The 16,582-nt window shown below is 65.3% G+C and carries 16 protein-coding genes; 10 read left to right on the top strand and 6 right to left on the bottom strand.

Features of this window, described 5'->3' with window-relative positions; all coding sequences use genetic code 11:
* Positions 1–161: 161 nt before the first annotated feature.
* Together JWQ90_RS17080 and JWQ90_RS17075 are read right to left on the bottom strand one after the other, a co-directional pair.
* Complete coding sequence (locus tag JWQ90_RS17080) at positions 162–773, bottom strand: thioredoxin family protein (RefSeq protein WP_299696201.1); 612 nt, start codon at positions 771–773, stop codon at positions 162–164.
* 49 nt (positions 774–822) lie between these two features.
* Entirely contained in the window at positions 823–2,916 is a 2,094-nt protein-coding gene (locus tag JWQ90_RS17075) for a protein-disulfide reductase DsbD domain-containing protein (protein WP_299696200.1), read from the bottom strand.
* 135 nt (positions 2,917–3,051) lie between these two features.
* Between JWQ90_RS17075 and JWQ90_RS17070 the strand changes: the two genes are divergently transcribed.
* The 4 genes from JWQ90_RS17070 to JWQ90_RS17055 all read left to right on the top strand — a co-directional run bounded on the left by JWQ90_RS17070 (position 3,052) and on the right by JWQ90_RS17055 (position 6,022).
* A complete protein-coding gene (locus tag JWQ90_RS17070) occupies positions 3,052–3,636 on the top strand; it encodes a DUF2845 domain-containing protein (protein WP_299696199.1) in 585 nt (194 codons plus the stop codon).
* A gap of 123 nt (positions 3,637–3,759) precedes the next feature.
* Complete coding sequence (cysC, locus tag JWQ90_RS17065; RefSeq protein WP_299696198.1) at positions 3,760–4,335, top strand: adenylyl-sulfate kinase; 576 nt, start codon at positions 3,760–3,762, stop codon at positions 4,333–4,335.
* 92 nt (positions 4,336–4,427) lie between these two features.
* Complete coding sequence (locus tag JWQ90_RS17060) at positions 4,428–5,645, top strand: saccharopine dehydrogenase NADP-binding domain-containing protein (RefSeq protein WP_299696197.1); 1,218 nt, start codon at positions 4,428–4,430, stop codon at positions 5,643–5,645.
* The gene (locus JWQ90_RS17055) at positions 5,642–6,022 is read left to right on the top strand and encodes a DUF423 domain-containing protein (protein ID WP_299696196.1); all 381 of its coding nucleotides are present in this window, start codon (positions 5,642–5,644) and stop codon (positions 6,020–6,022) included. The genes JWQ90_RS17060 and JWQ90_RS17055 overlap by 4 nt, the downstream gene beginning before the upstream one ends.
* Positions 6,023–6,088: 66 nt before the next feature.
* On the opposite strand, the gene JWQ90_RS17050 is transcribed toward JWQ90_RS17055, so the two are convergent.
* Positions 6,089–6,946, bottom strand: a complete 858-nt coding sequence (locus JWQ90_RS17050) for a response regulator (protein WP_299696195.1) — start codon at positions 6,944–6,946, stop codon at positions 6,089–6,091.
* A 97-nt stretch (positions 6,947–7,043) separates the two neighbouring features.
* Between JWQ90_RS17050 and dusB the strand changes: the two genes are divergently transcribed.
* Entirely contained in the window at positions 7,044–8,036 is a 993-nt protein-coding gene (gene dusB, locus JWQ90_RS17045) for a tRNA dihydrouridine synthase DusB (protein ID WP_299696194.1), read from the top strand.
* Between the two features lie 91 nt (positions 8,037–8,127).
* On the opposite strand, the gene JWQ90_RS17040 is transcribed toward dusB, so the two are convergent.
* Positions 8,128–9,009 carry a LysR family transcriptional regulator gene (locus JWQ90_RS17040; RefSeq protein WP_299696193.1) on the bottom strand — a complete coding sequence of 294 codons (882 nt, stop codon included), beginning with the start codon at positions 9,007–9,009 and terminating at the stop codon, positions 8,128–8,130.
* Between the two features lie 168 nt (positions 9,010–9,177).
* Here JWQ90_RS17040 and cysC (JWQ90_RS17035) point away from each other — a divergent pair, with 168 nt between their 5' ends.
* From cysC (JWQ90_RS17035) to JWQ90_RS17025, 3 genes are all read left to right on the top strand, one after another.
* Positions 9,178–9,795, top strand: a complete 618-nt coding sequence (cysC, locus tag JWQ90_RS17035; protein ID WP_299696192.1) for an adenylyl-sulfate kinase — start codon at positions 9,178–9,180, stop codon at positions 9,793–9,795.
* Positions 9,796–9,928: 133 nt separating this feature from the next.
* Positions 9,929–11,122, top strand: a complete 1,194-nt coding sequence (gene sat, locus JWQ90_RS17030; protein ID WP_299696191.1) for a sulfate adenylyltransferase — start codon at positions 9,929–9,931, stop codon at positions 11,120–11,122.
* Between the two features lie 7 nt (positions 11,123–11,129).
* Positions 11,130–12,110: a DHH family phosphoesterase gene (locus JWQ90_RS17025; protein WP_299696190.1), complete on the top strand. Its 981-nt coding sequence runs from the start codon at positions 11,130–11,132 to the stop codon at positions 12,108–12,110.
* A gap of 168 nt (positions 12,111–12,278) precedes the next feature.
* Here JWQ90_RS17025 and JWQ90_RS17020 read toward each other — a convergent pair whose 3' ends face one another.
* Positions 12,279–12,461, bottom strand: coding sequence for a hypothetical protein (locus JWQ90_RS17020; RefSeq protein ID WP_299696189.1), 183 nt, complete (start codon positions 12,459–12,461; stop codon positions 12,279–12,281).
* A gap of 157 nt (positions 12,462–12,618) precedes the next feature.
* A complete protein-coding gene (locus JWQ90_RS17015) occupies positions 12,619–13,341 on the bottom strand; it encodes an alpha/beta hydrolase (RefSeq protein WP_299696188.1) in 723 nt (240 codons plus the stop codon).
* Between the two features lie 373 nt (positions 13,342–13,714).
* Between JWQ90_RS17015 and ilvB the strand changes: the two genes are divergently transcribed.
* Both ilvB and JWQ90_RS17005 read left to right on the top strand, forming a co-directional pair.
* On the top strand, positions 13,715–15,388 hold the full coding sequence (ilvB, locus tag JWQ90_RS17010) for a biosynthetic-type acetolactate synthase large subunit (RefSeq protein ID WP_299696187.1): 1,674 nt from the start codon (positions 13,715–13,717) through the stop codon (positions 15,386–15,388).
* Positions 15,385–16,485: a branched-chain amino acid aminotransferase gene (locus JWQ90_RS17005; protein WP_299696186.1), complete on the top strand. Its 1,101-nt coding sequence runs from the start codon at positions 15,385–15,387 to the stop codon at positions 16,483–16,485. Before ilvB ends, JWQ90_RS17005 begins: the two co-directional genes overlap by 4 nt.
* Positions 16,486–16,582 lie beyond the last annotated feature (97 nt).

Raw genomic sequence — 16,582 nt, 5'->3', positions numbered from 1 at the left:
AGCTTGTTACGCTGATGGGCCACCTTGTGGTGGCCCGACCCAAGCGGGGCCGCGTTAGCGACCCCGCATAGCCGCTTTGAGCGGCTCACAACCTAAAACCCCCGGCTTTGCCGGGGGATACTTATTTTGCGCTCGCGTCCCGGGCAGAGGCCGCGCGCGCCTCAATACTTCACGCTGCAGCCATAGGGCTTGGTCACCGCTTCGGTCACTGGCTTGCCGGCGCGGGCTTCGCTGAGCGCCAACTTCACGTAGTTCTTCGACGTTGCGATATCGGTAGGATCGGTGCCCGGTGTGCTGTCGATCGCGCCGGCATAAATCAGCGTGCCCTTGGGATCGATGACGAACATCTGCGGCGTGGTCTTGGCGTCGTATAGATGGCCGGCCGTACCCTGCTCGTCGAGCAGCACCGCCGTGGGCAAGGCTTTTCGTTTTTCGGTCAGCCGCAGTGCTTCGGCCGCATCGACATAGCCTTGCTGGCCGGGCGCCGATGAGATGATCGTCAGCCACACCGTGCCGTCGCGCGCTGCCTCTTGCTGCAGGCTCTGCATGTTGCCGCTGGAGTAATGCTTGCGCACGAACGGGCACTCCGCATTAGTCCATTCCAGCACCACGAACCGGCCGCGATAGTCGGACAGCGAATGCGTCTGGCCGTCGGCACCCGCGACCTGGAAGTCCGGTGCCAATGCGCCGACTTGGGCCGCCGCGTAGGCCTGATTCACCAGCAGCGCCGCGACCATCGCCGCGCTGGCTCCCAGGATTTGGATCGGTCGCATGACAGGCCCTCCATGGCCACAAACTCGCCTGATGCTGACTGCCGCAGGCTTAACGGCCGCCGACTGCTTCGACAACCAGGTCCGGAGTAAGTACCTGCGGCAGGACCTGTGGCTCCGCGCCGTCGACCGACACCAGATACAGCGGCACGCCGCTGCGCCGGTAACGCGCCAGTGCCGCCGTGATCGCCGGGTCGGCGCGCGTCCAGTCGGCGACCATCGAAACGACCTGGTGCTCGGCGAAGGCATCGACGACTTTTTGCGAATGCAGTGCAACTCTCTCATTGACCTTGCAGGTCAGGCACCAGTCGGCGGTGAAGTCGACGAACACGCTGCGCTTCTGTGCGATCAGCTCGGCGAGACGCGCATCGGAATACGCTTCGGTGCCGATCGCGGCAACGCGCGGCGCCGAGTCCGTCGGCGTGCGCAGCAGCGGATGGAACAGCAAGGCCACCGCGCCGATCAGCGATGCCCAGGCGAGCAGCTGGATCAGCAGATGACGCGAGCGCCCCAGCAGCCACAATCCGAAAGCCAGCGCAACAGTGCCGACCATCGCCAGGCCCATGCCGTTACGATCGGTCAGCCCGCCGAGCACCCACAGCAGCCACACCGCGGTCAGATACAGCGGGAAAGCGAGCACCTGCTTCAGCGTTTCCATCCACGCGCCCGGCCGCGGCAGCCAGGCCGCAAGCCGCGGTACGAAGCCGAGCAGCAAAAACGGGAACGCCAGGCCCAGCGCCAGCGCCAGGAACACGGTCAGCGACACGAGCGCCGGCTGGGTCAGCGCATAGCCGAGCGCGGTGCCCATGAACGGCGCGGTGCAGGGGCTGGCGACGACAACCGCGAGCACGCCGGTGAAGAACGAGCCCGCAAGCCCTGGCTTTGCCGCGAGGTTCTGACCCGCGCCCATCCAGCGCGTGCCGAAAGCCACCACGCCCGACAGCGACAGGCCGAGCGCGATCATCACGTAGACCAGCAGGCCGACGAACAGCGGCGACTGCAGCTGAAAGCCCCAGCCGAGCGCAGCGCCGCCGGCACGCAGACCGATCAGCAGCGCGGCGGCGCCGACGAAGCTAAGCACCACGCCGGCGGTGTAAGCGAGCGCATGCCGGCGATGCTCGCCGGCCGCTTGATCGATCGAAGCGCCCTGCATTTTCATCACCGACAGCGTTTTCAGCGACAGCACCGGGAACACGCAGGGCATCAGGTTCAGAATCAGGCCCCCGCCGAAGGCCAGCGCGAGCACCAGCCAGAAGCCGGGTGCGCCGGCCGCCGCTGCCGGGTCGGTGTTACTGCCGGCGGCTTTCGCATCGCCGGAAACCGGCGCGACCGTGCCGGGTGTCGCCTTGATCTCGTACGCCTTCGCATGCTGGCCATCCCCGAGCACCAGTACGCCTTCGACCGCGTCCGGCGCCTGCACGAAGTAAGCGGAAACCGGGCGCGCCAGCCGTGCTTCGCGGCCGTCGAAGGCGAGCTTGCGGCTGCCGGCGTGCGCGAGCACGTCACCGGCATACGGAAAAAACGCGAGCGTTTTCGAGCTGCCCGGCAGCGGCCCCGCGGCCAGCCGGAATTCGGTGGTGTCGAACTGGAAGCGGGCGCCGAATGCGGCCGGTACCGGCAGCTTCGCGCGCGTGGCCGCAAAGGCCTGCGCCCATGCCGGATCGGGCTGCGCGGCGCCGGCGGCGTAGGGCGTATCCAGCGTCAGATCGGCCTTGCCCGGAATGCAGATGTCGGCGCAGACCAGCCACGAGGCCTTCGCGGCCAGAGGGCCAGCGGGGGCGTCGTTGGGCAGCGTCAACTCGATCGGCAGCAGGGTTTCACTGCCGTAACCGTAGTTGGTCAGATCGCCCAGGCTGTGTTCTTCCGGATACGGCCATTGCAGTTCGCCGGCGCCCCCCGCGGCCGGCAGGTTCTGCCAGGCGAGCTTGGTCGGCAGGCCGGAGTCGCCGGGGTTGCGCCAGTACACGTGCCAGCCGGCGTCCGGCTTGATCCGCAGCGCGACCGTCTGCGTGCCTGCGACCAGGCTCGTGTTCTCGCTGACCAGTTCGACTTCGATGTGCTCCGCCGCGACCGGTTTGGCGGCCGCGATCAGCGGAACCAGACCCATCGATGCCAGCGCCAGGACCAGGCCCAGCTTGATCTTCATGATTGCGTATCCAAGGCGACGCGCGGGGCGCCGCTGAGTGATGATGCGTGGATGATACCGACATCGCTTTCGGCGCCCGCGTTCCGCCCATGGCGCGGCGTCCGCCGCCTATTGCAGAGGGTGTTGCAGAGGGTGTTGCCGATCGCCTTGCTGGCGCTGTCGGTGCCGGCGCATGCGGGCGACACGATGCGCTGCGGATCGCGCCTGGTCGCGGTCGAGGCGCGCGCCGCCGAGCTGCTGTCGACCTGCGGCGCGCCGGCTTATCGCGATGTATGGTCCGAACAGACGCTCGCGCCCGGCGCGGTCGCCGAGCAGGAGGAGTGGACCTACAACTTCGGCCCGCAGCAATTACTGCGCGTGGTCCGGCTGCGCAATGCGCGCGTCGTCGACATCGATAGCGACGGCTATGGCTTCGCCGAGCCGGACGAGCGTGAACGCCGCTGTTCGCCCGAGCATCTGATCGAGGGCATGTCCAAGTACCGGCTGTTGATGGCCTGTGGCGCGCCGCTGACACGCACCGTCGCCCAGACTTTTTTCCTGCCGTACCGGCCGACGTATCGCAATGGATATCCGGTGCAAGCCGACCGCCCTGTACTCCAGGTTTTTCGCGAGGAATGGGTCTATGACTTCGGCCCGAATCTGTTCATGCGCGTGCTCAGGCTGGAGAACGGGCGCGTCACCCAGATCGAGAACGGCGAGCGCGGCAGCAGCCGTCGCTGACCCGATGCGCAAGCTACTCAGTGACAGCGGCGACCGGCAACCCGATAATTGCGAAAAGGCCTTAAGAGCCTCTCCCCATTGCAGAAGCACGCCCCGACCGTGGGCACAAAAGGCTGAAAAAGGATGGCGACGAAAGCTCCGACCCTGCCCACCGGCACGGGTTTCACCCTGTTTCTGACCGGGCTTTCCGGAGCCGGCAAATCGACGATCGCCAGCGAACTCGTGCGCCAGATCGAAGAACTGCACAAGCGCCCGGTGACCCTGCTCGACGGCGACATCGTTCGCGAGATGCTGTCTTCGGGGCTGACGTTTTCCAAGAACGATCGCGAGCTCAACATCCGCCGCATCGGCTATGTCGCAGCTGAAGTGACCAGGCACGGCGGCATCTGCGTGTGCGCGGCGATCGCGCCTTATCGCAGTTCGCGAGCCGAAGCGCGCGAACGCATTTCCGCTTATGGCCGCTTTTATGAAGTCTTCGTGTCGACCCCGCTGGCGGTCTGCGAGCAGCGCGATACCAAGGGACTGTATGCACGCGCCCGTCGTGGCGAAATCAAAAGCTTCACCGGTGTGGACGATCCTTTCGAGGCGCCGCAGGCCGCGGAGATCAGCGTCGATGCCAGCCGCGGCAACGTCGGCGACGAGGTGAAGCGCATCCTGGCGTTGCCGATAAAGGACGGCATTTTGAAGAAAGCAGCTTAAAAGCGCTGTTGGAGGGCGCCATACGCTTTCGGCTGTAATCGAAGCGCGGGTATCATCGGTCTCCAAGGGAATCACTGCCAGGAGGCCGTTGAGTGACAAGGACCAAGCCCGAGTTCGACATCGTGTTGTTCGGAGCCAGCGGATATACCGGCAAGCTCGTCGCCCAATATCTGGCGCAACGCGGCGGCAAACCTTTCAGCTGGGCCCTGGCCGGGCGCGATCGGCGCAAACTCGAGAAGCTGCGCGACAGCCTGTCACGGCTCGATCCCAGGCTCGATCACATACCGCTGATTGAGGCCAACAGTCGCGACCCGGAAGCGATGCAGCGGCTCGCTCGGTCGGCGCGCGTAGTGATCAGTGCGGTTGGCCCCTACATTCACCTCGGCGAGCCTCTGGTGGCAGCCTGTGCCGAAGCCGGCACCGATTATGTTGACCTTAGCGGCGAGCCCGAGTTTGTCGACCAGATGTGGCTGCGCTATCACGACCAGGCCCGCGCCAGCGGCGCGCATATCGTCAACTGCTGCGGCTTCGATTCGGTACCGCATGATCTAGGCGCGTTCTTCACGGTGCGGCAACTCCCCGAAGGAGTGCCGGTCCGGCTCGAAGGCTTTGTCCGCGCCGGCGGCAAGATGTCCGGCGGAACCCTGAGCACGGCGGTCACCGCGATGTCGCGCTGGCGCCAGATGCAGAGCACGCGCAAGGAACGTCGCCGCGTCGAAGGGCGGCCTGTCGACCGGCGCATCGGCACCACTCACGGACGTCTGCGCTACGACCGCCAGCTGCACAGCTGGGTGGTGCCGATGCCGACGATCGATGCGCAGGTGGTGCTGCGGTCGGCCGCCTGCGACGAGCGTTACGGCAGCGAATTCCGTTATGGCCATTATCTGCAGATGAAGAACCTGCCGATGATGGCCGCGATCGGCGGCGGCCTCGGCGCGCTGGCGCTGGCGTCGCAGGTCGGTGTCGTGCGTAAACGCATCGTCGCGCTGTCGGGCAAGGGCGTTGGCCCGACGCAGGCCGAGCGTGACGAGGGCTGGTTCTCGGTGCGCTTCATCGGCACCGGCGGCGGCAAGACCGTGTATACCGAAGTCAGCGGCGGCGATCCGGGCTACGGCGAAAGCGCGAAGATGCTCGCCGAATCCGCGCTCTGCCTGGCGTTCGATCGCCTGCCCCGGCGCCCCGGCGTGCAGACGCCGGCACATGTGCTGGGTCAGCCGCTGATCCATCGCCTGCAGACAGCCGGCATCGGCTTCAATGTGCTGGATTCACTGAACGGATCTCGCAGGGCTCCGAGCCCAACAGCGCAATGAGCAAGCTCTGGTTGTCGTTCTCCTCGATCTACGGCATGCTGGCCGTGCTGCTCGGCGCCTTCGGTGCGCATGCCTTGAAGGCGCAGCTGTCGCCGGACCTGCTCGCAGTGTGGAAGACCGCGAACGAATACCAGTTCTATCACGCGCTAGCGCTGGGTCTGGTCGGCCTGTTGCTGCGCGGCGCGCCGGACCGCGCGCCGGACCAGGCGCTGAATGCCGCTGGCGCCTGCTTCGTCATCGGTGTGCTGGTTTTTTGCGGCAGCCTGTACGCGCTGGCGCTGAGCAATCTACGGCTGCTCGGCGCGATCACGCCGATCGGCGGCCTGCTGTTCATCGCCGGCTGGGCGCTGCTGTTTTATTCGGTGGCGCGGCGCTGATTCGCAGTATCGGCTTAGGGCCTGTTAACACACGTCAGCGCAGCGACCGACGTGTGTTAACAGGCCCTAAGCTTTGCCCAGCGTTTTCAATATCGATTCGGCGAGGCGGTCCGAGATTTTTGCGGCAGCGCCCATCACGGTGCGTTCCGCGATCACCTGCGCTTCTTCGGCCGCCATCGCGCGGATCGCTTCGCGGCTCTGATCGATGCGTTCGGATTGTGCCTGCAGGCTCAGATCGAGTTGCACGCGCAGTTCCATCAGCTCCCTCTGGACGTTCTGTTCCAGCGCGCCCAGGCGTGCTTCGAACTGCTGCAGACGGCTTTCGACGCTGCTGTGGTTCAGCAGTACAGACGCTGTCCGCGGCTCCGCTTCTAGGGGCGGGGTGACGGTCAGTGTCACCAGTGGCGGCGTCACTGGCCGCGATGGCTCGCTCCAGCCTGACGATATTTCTTCGGCGTCGTCATCGCCATCGATAGCCGATGGCGTATTGTCCGGCGCCGCGACGATTTCGGCGCGTGCCGGCAGCACGATGCCGGGGACCAGAGTGCTCAACAGCGCCGCTAGACCAAGACGCGTCGGCGGCTTGACCATCACGCCGTCGGCGCCATGGGCGAGAGCCTGGGCGTCAAACCCCGGTATTTCGTCGGACAGGCACAGCACCACCGGCATCAGCCGGCCGGCCGCGTGCAGCTTGATGGCGCGCAGCGCTTCGAAGCCGCTGTCGTCGAGATCCTGATCCAGGAACATCAGCTGCGGCCTGCTCCGATTCAGGCAGGCCAGCGCTGCGGCCAGGTCGCCGACGCTGGTCACCGTGCAGCCCAGGCTCTCCAGGAACTTGCCGAGCGCGAATCGCGCGGAACGCGAGTCGTCCATGACCAGGATCTGGATGCCAGCAACAGGAGTCGGGGCCGGTGCGTCAGTCATGCGAGGTCTCGGGCTACGGTGATTCTGCAGCCGGCACTCTAGCATCGGCCTGTTGCCGAACGTGTCGCCCGGCTACCCGGTTAGGCGACAATATCCAATGCTCATCGGACCCCACCTGATCGAACCGGCGGTGATTCTGGCGCCAATGGCCGGCGTCACCGACCGGCCGTTTCGCAGCCTGTGCCGGCGGCTGGGCGCCGGCCTGGTGGTGTCCGAGATGACCTCGTCCGACCCGACGCTGTGGCATACCGACAAGTCGCGGCTGCGGCGCGACCATGCCGGCGAGAGCGAGCCGATCAGTGTGCAGATCGCCGGCTACGATCCGCTGATGATGGCCGAGGCGGCGCGTGCCAACGCCGATCACGGTGCGCAGATCATCGACATCAACATGGGTTGCCCGGCCAAGAAAGTGTGCAAGGTCGACGCCGGTTCGGCGCTGATGCGTGACGAGTCGCGCGTCGCCTCGATCCTCGCCGCGGTGGTGCGCGCGGTCGACGTGCCGGTCACCTTGAAGATCCGCACCGGCTGGGCACGGGAGCATCGCAATGGCCTGCGCATCGCGCGGATCGCCGAGGACTGCGGCATCGCCGCGCTTACCGTGCACGGGCGCACGCGCGAGGACCGCTTCGATGGCGCGGCGGAATATCGTACCCTGGCCGAAATACGCGCCGCCATCCGCATTCCGCTGATCGCCAACGGCGATATCGACAGCCCGCGGAAAGCGCGCGCCGTGCTCGAGCAAACCGGTGCCGACGCGGTGATGATCGGCCGCGCTGCGCAGGGGCGGCCGTGGATTTTCCGCGAGATCGCGCACTTTCTGTCGACTGGCGAACTGCTGGCGCCGCCCTCGCGTTTCGAGCAGCGGCGCTGGCTGCTCGAACATCTGGATGCGCTGCACGACTTTTATGGGGAGCGCCGCGGCGTGCGCGTCGCTCGCAAACACATCCAGTGGTATTGCGAGGCGGCCGATGGCGACGCCGCGGCAAAGGCCGCGTTCTGGAGATCGATCAATCGCGTTGACGACGAGGCGGAGCAGCGCGCGAGAGTCGACGAGTTCTTCTCGGAGACGCTGAGCAGCGCCGCGGCGTAGCCGCGTAGGGCGGGTCGCGACCCGCCGTCGTGCGGCGCGGACAAAAACGGCGGGTCACGACCCGCCCTACGTGCCTTCGTCCGCGGCGACATCACGCCGACTTCTCCAGCAGATCCAGAAACGCGCGCATCGACGGGCTGATCCAGGCGTTCTTCATCTGTATGCGATACAGCGGCCGCTGCATCCGCAAGCCCTTGACCGGCACCACGGCCAGAATCCCCGCGTCGACTTCGGTGCGGATCGCCAGCGCCGACAAAATCCCCAGGCCGATTCCGGTTGCGACGGTCTGCTTGATCGCCTCGGTACTCGCCAGTGTCATCGCCGGCCGCACCTGGATTTTCTTCGCGGCGAGCGCCTGTTCGGTGATCTCGCGCGTGCCGGAACCGACTTCGTGCATCAGTAGCGGGTTCTGCGTCAGCACCGACAGCGGCACCGGCGTGTTCGCGCACACCGGATGCGTCGCAGCGGCGATCACCACCAACTCGTCCTGAGCAAACACGTGGTAGTCAAGAAACTCGCTGCTGACCGTGCCTTCGGCGAAGCCGATGTCGATCTCGCCGGCTAGCAGCTTGGTTTCGATCACCTTGGTGTTGTCGACCTGGAGCGACAGTTCCACGTCCGGATGGCTACGCCGGAACGCGGCCAGCAGGGGCGGCAGCAGATAGGCGCCGATGGTGCGGCTGGAGCCGATCGCGATGCGGCCGCGCGCCAGTCTCTGCAGATCGCCGAGCGCCGCCTCGGCCTCGCTCTCGATCGCGAACAGGCGGTTTGCATAGACCAGCAGCAGCTGCCCGGCTTCGGTCGGCCGTACGCCGCGCGGCAGGCGATCGAACAACAGCAGGCCCAGCGCCTTTTCGAACTCGCCGAGTTGCTTGGAAACCGCCGACTGGCTGATATGCAGCTCACGCGCTCCGCCGCTGACGCTTCCGGAGCTGGCGACGGCCTGGAAGATCGCCAAGTGGTTCAGGTTCATGATCGCACGCGGTTTTTATCTAAGTCCTACGTGATTATGATATAAATAAAATATGACGATTGTATATTTATATTGTATTTTTATCATGAGCGAGACAAGCCTACAATCGATGCCCGCGGCGAGCTGCTTCGCCGGCGATCGTTCAACAACACTCAGACGAGACCATCGATGACGGAACAGAAAGCCACCAACGTGCATTGGCACGCTGGTGAAGTGACACGAGCCGAACGCGGCCAACTGCTCGGGCAGAAGGGCGCGACGATCTGGTTCACCGGACTATCCGGTTCGGGCAAGAGCACGGTTGCGGTGGCGCTGGAGAAAGTGCTGCATGCGCAAGGCCGCCTGGTGTATCGCCTGGATGGCGACAACGTGCGCCTGGGCATCAACAAGAACCTCGGCTTCTCCGCCGAAGACCGCACCGAGAACATCCGCCGCATCGGCGAGATCGCCAAGCTGTTCGTCGACGCCGGCGTGATCGTGCTGTCGAGCTTCGTATCACCGTATCGTGCCGACCGCGACGTGGTGCGCAAGCTGCACGCCGACGGCGGCATGGACTTCATCGAGGTCTATGTCGAAGTGCCGCTGGCCGAAGCCGAAAAGCGCGATCCCAAGGGCTTGTACAAGAAAGCCCGCGCCGGCGAGATCAAGAACTTCACCGGCATCAGCGATCCTTATGAGGCGCCGGAAGCGCCGGAGCTGGTATTGCACAGCGCCGAGATGAGCCTGGAGCTGGAGGTCGAAACCCTGCTCACGATGTTGAAGAACCGCGGCATCCTGCCGGCCTGAAGGTGATCGCGGACAAGGTCCGCTCCTACCGAAATATTGCGTACCCCTGGTGACGCGACTGTAGGAGCGGACCTTGTCCGCGATGAGTCACCCGCAGTGCATCGACGTCCATGAATCACACAGAGAACACGCCATGATCAAGCCCCACGGCTCAGAAACCCTGAACCCGCTGTACGTTGCCGACGACGCCCAGCGCGCTGCGCTGTTGAAGGAAGCCGAATCTTTGCCGAGCCTGCTGGTGAATTCCGCCGCCGCCGCCAACGCGGTGATGCTCGGCGCCGGCTACTTCAACCCGCTGACCGGCTACATGACGCTCGCCGATGCGCTCAGCGTCTGCGATCGGCTTACGACGACGTCCGGCCTGTTCTGGCCGGTGCCGATCCTCAACGTGACCAAAGAGACCGGCATCAGATTAGGCAAGCTCGCGCTGCGCGATCCGAACGTCGAGGGCAAGCCGGTGCTGGCGATCATGGACGTGACCGGCGTCGAAGCCGTGACCGCCGAACAGCTCAGCGCGATGGCGCTGCAGATCTTCGGCAACGTCGATCCCAAGCATCCCGGCGTCGCCACATTCACCGATCTGGGCAACACCGTGCTCAGTGGCACGATCCAGGTGCTGAGCTACAGCTACTTCAAGGACGAGTTCCCGGAAACTTTCCGCACCGCGGTCGAGATTCGCGACGAGATCGCCAGGCGCGGCTGGAAGAAAGTGGTCGCCTTCCAGACCCGCAATCCGATGCACCGCGCGCATGAAGAGCTGTGCCGCATGGCCAAAGAGCGCCTGAACGCCGACGGCATCGTGATCCACATGCTGCTCGGCAAGCTCAAGGCCGGCGACATTCCTGCCGACGTGCGCGACGCCTGCATCCGCAAGATGGTCGAGCACTACTTCGAGCCGAACACGGTAATGATCACCGGCTACGGTTTCGACATGCTGTATGCCGGCCCGCGCGAAGCGGTGCTGCACGCGGTGTTCCGCCAGAACATGGGCACCGATTACCTGATCGTCGGCCGCGACCACGCCGGCGTCGGCGACTACTACGGCCCGTTCGATGCGCAGACGATTTTCGATGAGCAGGTTCCGGCCGGCTCGCTGGCGATCGAAATCTTCCGCGCCGACAACACCGCGTTCAGCAAGAAGCTCGGCCGCGTGGTGATGATGCGCGAGGCGCCGGACCATGTGCCGGACGACTTCATCGCGCTCAGTGGCACCAAGGTTCGCGCGATGCTTGGCGCCGGCATCGCGCCGCCGCCGGAATTCTCGCGTCCGGAAGTCGCCAAGGTGCTGATGGAGTACTACCAGATCGTCGACGCCGGCAAGGCCTGAGGCTGACATGAGCGCCGGGATCAATTTTGTCGATGTCTTCAACGGCGACGCCGACGGCATCTGCGCGCTGACGCAGCTGCACCTCGATGAGCCCCGCCCTTCGGCGAGGCTGATCACCGGCGTCAAGCGTGATATCGAGCTGCTCGATCAGGTCGAGGCCAAAGCCGGCGACAGGATCACGGTGCTCGACGTGTCGCTGGACAAGAACCGCGACGCGCTCAAGCGCGCGCTCGCGGCCGGCGCCGAAGTGCTGTACGTCGACCATCATTTCGCCGGCGAGATTCCGCAGAGCGAGCGTCTGACCGCGATCATCAACGAGGCGCCGGACGTCTGCACCAGCCTGCTGGTCAACGGCCATCTGAAGAATCGCTTCCTGGCCTGGGCGGTCGTCGGCGCGTTCGGCGACAACCTCAAGGCCAGCGCCGAGATCATGGCCAAGCACCTGGATATCAGCGAAGCGCAAACGCGCCAGCTCGAGGACTTGGGCACGTACATCAACTACAACGGCTACGGCGAGCGCATCGAGGATCTGCACTTCACGCCGGAGGCGTTGTTCCGGCTGGTCAGCGCGCATGCCTCTCCGTTCGGTTTTCTGACTGACGGCAAGACGCATTTCCAGAAGCTTGCCGACGGCTACAACACCGACATGTCCAAGGCTGAGTCGACGAAGCCGGAGCCGGTATCGACCGAGCATGCGGCGCTGCTGATATTGCCGGACGCGGCCTGGGCGCGGCGTGTCAGCGGCGTCTACAGCAATGACCTGACCAACCTGTTCCCGGACCGCGCCCACGCAGTGCTGACCGAGAAGAGCAACGGGAATTACCTGATCAGCGTGCGCGCCCCGCTCAATCGCAAGAAGGGTGCGGACGAGTTGTGCCGCAAGTTTCCCACCGGTGGCGGTCGTGCCGCGGCGGCGGGGATCAACGATCTGCCGGCTTCGCAGTTCGGAGAGTTCGCCAAGCAGTTCACGCAGCAGTACGCGATCTAGAGACCTGGCGCGTAGGTCGGCAATCCTTTGCCGACGTGAGGCCCCGGTTGCGCATCGAAGGTGCACGTCGGCAAAGGATTGCCGACCTACGGCTACGGCACATAAAGCGCGGGCAAAAAAAAGGCGCATCGGTCAGCCCGACGCGCCTCAGATACCGCTAGACAATCTTCAGGCTTTCTTCTTTGCGACTTTCTTGGCAGCTTTCGTTGCCTTCTTCGCGACCTTCTTGACGGCCTTTTTAGCGGCCTTCTTGGCGGTCTTTTTCGCCGGAGCCTTCTTCGCCGGAGCCTTCTTCGCCGCGGCCTTCTTGGCCGGGGCCTTCTTCGCCGCAGCCTTCTTCGCGACAGCCATGACAACCTCCTTGCAAAGACATCGAGACAAGTCGATTACGACAACCGCAACCGTCCTTAGCCACGTCCTATCGTGTCATTAGCTATTTCAAAACACAAGATGTAGTGGCTGGGGAAAAGTCAATATGAAAACTGAGCCGCGTCTAAAACAATCGTGGTCAGGTGCCTGGCGGTAGCGCCAGACGCTCCGCGATCACGCGCAGAACCTCGCGGTTGAAGACCATGCCGAGATGCGATCCATGCACCTCGACATTTTCAGTGAATGGCGTTTTTTCCTCGAGAGAACAGGGCCAGGCGACAATTCCGTCGGTGCGCGTATAGATCGCTGTACAAGGAACCGGCGGCGGTTTTTTTCGTTTCAAAAAACCTTCGACGTCGGTCTTCACCGGCTTGCCGCGGTTGGCGATTTTGAACAGCGTGACCATGTTGTTGGCGTCGGGATTTCCGTTGAACGGACTGCCTAAAGTGATCACTCTGCGCACGAGTGCGCTCTGATGGCGCGCCATTTCGCGCACGAACACCCCGCCGAGGCTCCATCCGATCAGGCTTACCGGCGTCTCATAGCGCTCGTGCAATTGCTCGAGTCGAAGCGCGAGTGCGTTCTTCAGCTTGGTGCGCATGCCCAGGTTGGTGCCGCAGTCCCAGCCGTGCGCGGCGTAGCCGAGTTTTTCCAGTGCGGCACGCAGCGGCGCCGTCACGCGATCATTGGTGCCGAAGCCCGGCACGATCATCACCGGATGGCCGTCACCGCGCGGCAGCTTGCGCGTCTTGGGCCCACGTAGAACAAAGTCTGCGGCCTCGAACAGTGCGCGGGCCTCCATCACCAGCAATCGCCGCGAAGGCGCGTCGATGCGGGGCAGGTCGGTGTTGGCTTGGCTCATCTAAGGTTCCCTAGGTCCCGGCGGCGGCGGTGTGTCGCGAGTGTAGGGCCGGGGCGGTGCGCGGTCATGCTCCGCCGCGCGGCTACTGGTCGCGGGTACTTGTAAGGCGCGCGCCGCGTTCGCTAGACTTCGCGCGATTCCTGAAACCGGTCCGGTTGTTTCGGCCCGCAGCAAGCCCCAGCAGCAAGCCATAGACACGCAGACAAAATGAAGCTGATCCGCAAAGCCGCCCTCGTCGTAGTGCTCGTCGTAGTCGACGCGCCGTAGGGGACTTTGCAAGCTTGAATCAGAACCCCCGCCGGCAAAACCGGCGGGGGTTTTTTCTTGTCCGCGCCGGTTTTTTCGACGGGTCCACCATAGAAGGATTCGTGAAATGACCATAAGGCTCAGCGGCGCGCAGCTCATCGTCCAACTGCTCGAACGTGCACGCGTCGAGCTCGTTGCCGGGATTCCCGGCGGCGCGCTGCTGCCGCTCTACGAGGCGCTCGACGGCGCGACGCGCCTGCGTCACGTGCTGACGCGGCACGAGCAGGGCGCCGGCTTCGTCGCGCAGGGCATCGCCCGGATCAGCGGGCGCGCCGGCGTGTGCCTGGCCACGTCCGGCCCGGGTGCGACCAACCTGGTTACCGCGATTGCCGATGCCAAGCTCGACTCGGTGCCGCTGGTCTGCATCACCGGCCAGGTGCCCCAGGCGCTGATGGGTACCGACGCATTCCAGGAAGTGAAGACCGGCCGCATCGTCGACACCATCACCAAGGCCAATTTCATCGCGCGCTCGGCGGCGGAGTTGATCGATCTGCTGCCCGAAGCTTTTCGCATCGCCGAGACCGGCCGTCCTGGCCCGGTGCTGCTCGACGTGCCCAAGGACGTGCAGCGCGAAGTCATCGAGGTCGATCTGCACAAGCTGCCGCGGCGTATCGAGCCGGTGGCGATCGCGCCCGACATGGAGGCGATCCGCGTCGCTGCCGAGATGATCGCGCGTGCCCGGCGGCCGCTGCTGTATATCGGCGGCGGCGTCGTGAAGAGCCGCGGCGCGTATGCCGCGCGTGCCTTGGCCGAAGCCGGCGATCTGCCGACGGCCAGCACGCTGATGGCACTCGGCAGTCTGCCTGCGGGGCATCCGCTGAATCTGGGGATGCTCGGCATGCACGGTGCGCAGGCGACCAACCGTGCGATCGACGAATGCGATCTGCTGATCGCGGTCGGTGCGCGCTTCGACGATCGCGCCACCGGCCGCGCCGACACTTTCGCGCCGAATGCGCGGGTCATTCATATCGACGCGGACCGCCGCGAGTTCGGCAAGATCCGCCGGCCGAGCCTGGCGATCGAGGCCGATGCGCGCCTCGCGCTCGAGGCTCTGGCGCGCGCGCTGCCGGCGCATTCGCGCCCGCAATGGCGGCAGCGCATCGCCGAACTGCGGGCCGCGTATCCGGCCTCGCAGGAAGCGGCCGACGAGACGCGCACACCGTTCGCTGTCATCCGCGCGGTCGCCGAACTCGCCGGGCCGAATGCCGCGGTGACCACCGATGTCGGCCAGCACCAGATGTGGGTTGCGCAGGCTTATCCGTTCATGCGTCCGGATCGCTGGCTCACCTCGGGCGGTCTCGGCACGATGGGTTTCGGCCTGCCCGCCGCGATCGGCGCGGCGCTCGCCTTGCCCGAAGATCCGGTGGTCTGCTTCACCGGCGACGGCAGCCTGCTGATGAACATTCAGGAGCTGGCGACGCTGGCCGAGCTGCAGTGCAACCTCAAGATCGTGCTGCTCGACAACGCGGCGCTGGGCATGGTGCGCCAGCAGCAGAGCCTGTTTCATCGACGCCGCTATGTCGGCTCGAGCTTCGAGCGGCCGACGGATTTCTGCGCGGTCGCGCGGGCCTTCGGCATTCCGGCATTGGACCTGGGCGCGGCCAGCGAGCCGATGCGGATTCTTGCCGAGGCGTTCGCCGCGCCCGGCCCGGCGCTGATCCGCGTTCCGATTTCTGCAGACCGGCAGGTGATGCCGATGGTCGCGCCCGGCCGGTCCAACATCGAGGTGATCGCGTCATGAGTCTTTCAACGCCGAGTCGTTCCAGACCGGTGAAAAGCGAGCCCTGGCCCGCCTCGCTGACCGAGCCCGAAGCGCTGGGCTTCGGCCGTCATGTCGCGCCCTTCGTCGTCATGGCCGAGCACGAGGAGCACAGCGGCTGGTCGACGCCGGTGGTGCTGCCGCGCGCTGCGGTGCAGCTCGATGTCGCCAGCGGCGCGCTGCAATATGGGCTCTCGGTGTTCGAGGGGCTGAAGGCTTACCGCGATGCGAACGACGAGCTGCACCTGTTCCGGCCGCGCGAGCATATCCTGCGCCTGCAGCGCAGTGCCGAGCGCCTGAGCCTGCCGGCGATCAGCGAAGCGCTGTTGATGAAGATGCTGTGCCGGGCGGTCGATGTGCATCGCGACTGGGTGCCTCCGTATCGACGCGGTTCGCTGTATCTGCGCCCGACGCTGTACGCCTGCGAAGAATCGCTGGGCCTGCGTCGCGCCGCGAAGCACGCGCTGAGCATCGTCGCGACGCCGTGCTCGTCGCCGGATACTTCGACGCCGAAGCGCCTTTGGGCCGAGCGCACGTTGGCGCGCGCCGCCGTTGGTGGACTCGGTGCGGCGAAGACCGCGGCCAACTACGCGGCGAGTCTCTACGGCGCGCAGCAGGCGCGACTTAGAGGCTGCGACGATGCGCTATGGCTGGATGCGGCCGAGCATTGCTATCTCGGCGAAGCCGGCACGATGAATGTATTTGTCGCACTGCCTGATCGCGTGCTGACGCCGCCGCTGGACGGCACCATCCTCGCCGGCATCACACGCGTCTCGATCATGCAGCTGCTTGCCGAGTTCGACGTGCGCTGCGAGCAGACCGCGATTTCACTCGACGATCTGCAGCGCTGGCAGCAATCCGGCGGGCTGCGCGAGATCTTCGGTGTCGGCACCGCGGCAGGCGTCGCGCCGGTGTCCGAGATCGCCTGGGAAAATGCGCGTGTGCTGCCGGCTGGCGGCGATCTGGCGGCACGTCTGTCTCAACGGCTGGCCGACCTGCAGGACGGTGCCGCAGAGGATCGCTACGGCTGGCGCACGGCGGTGCGGAACGCGCGCAGGGATCAAGGCTTGCCGGTCTGATGTTGGGGATCGCTGCGCTCACCCCAACCTACGTCGAGGGTGCCACGCGCTTTTCGTAGGTTGGGGTGAGCGGAGCGATCCCCAACATTCCGCTGCG

Source organism: Hydrocarboniphaga sp., from assembly GCF_028291725.1.
Classification (GTDB): Bacteria; Pseudomonadota; Gammaproteobacteria; order Nevskiales; family Nevskiaceae; genus Hydrocarboniphaga.
The sequence above is the reverse complement of the archived record's forward strand: the minus strand, read 5'-3'. Positions and strand labels throughout refer to the sequence as shown.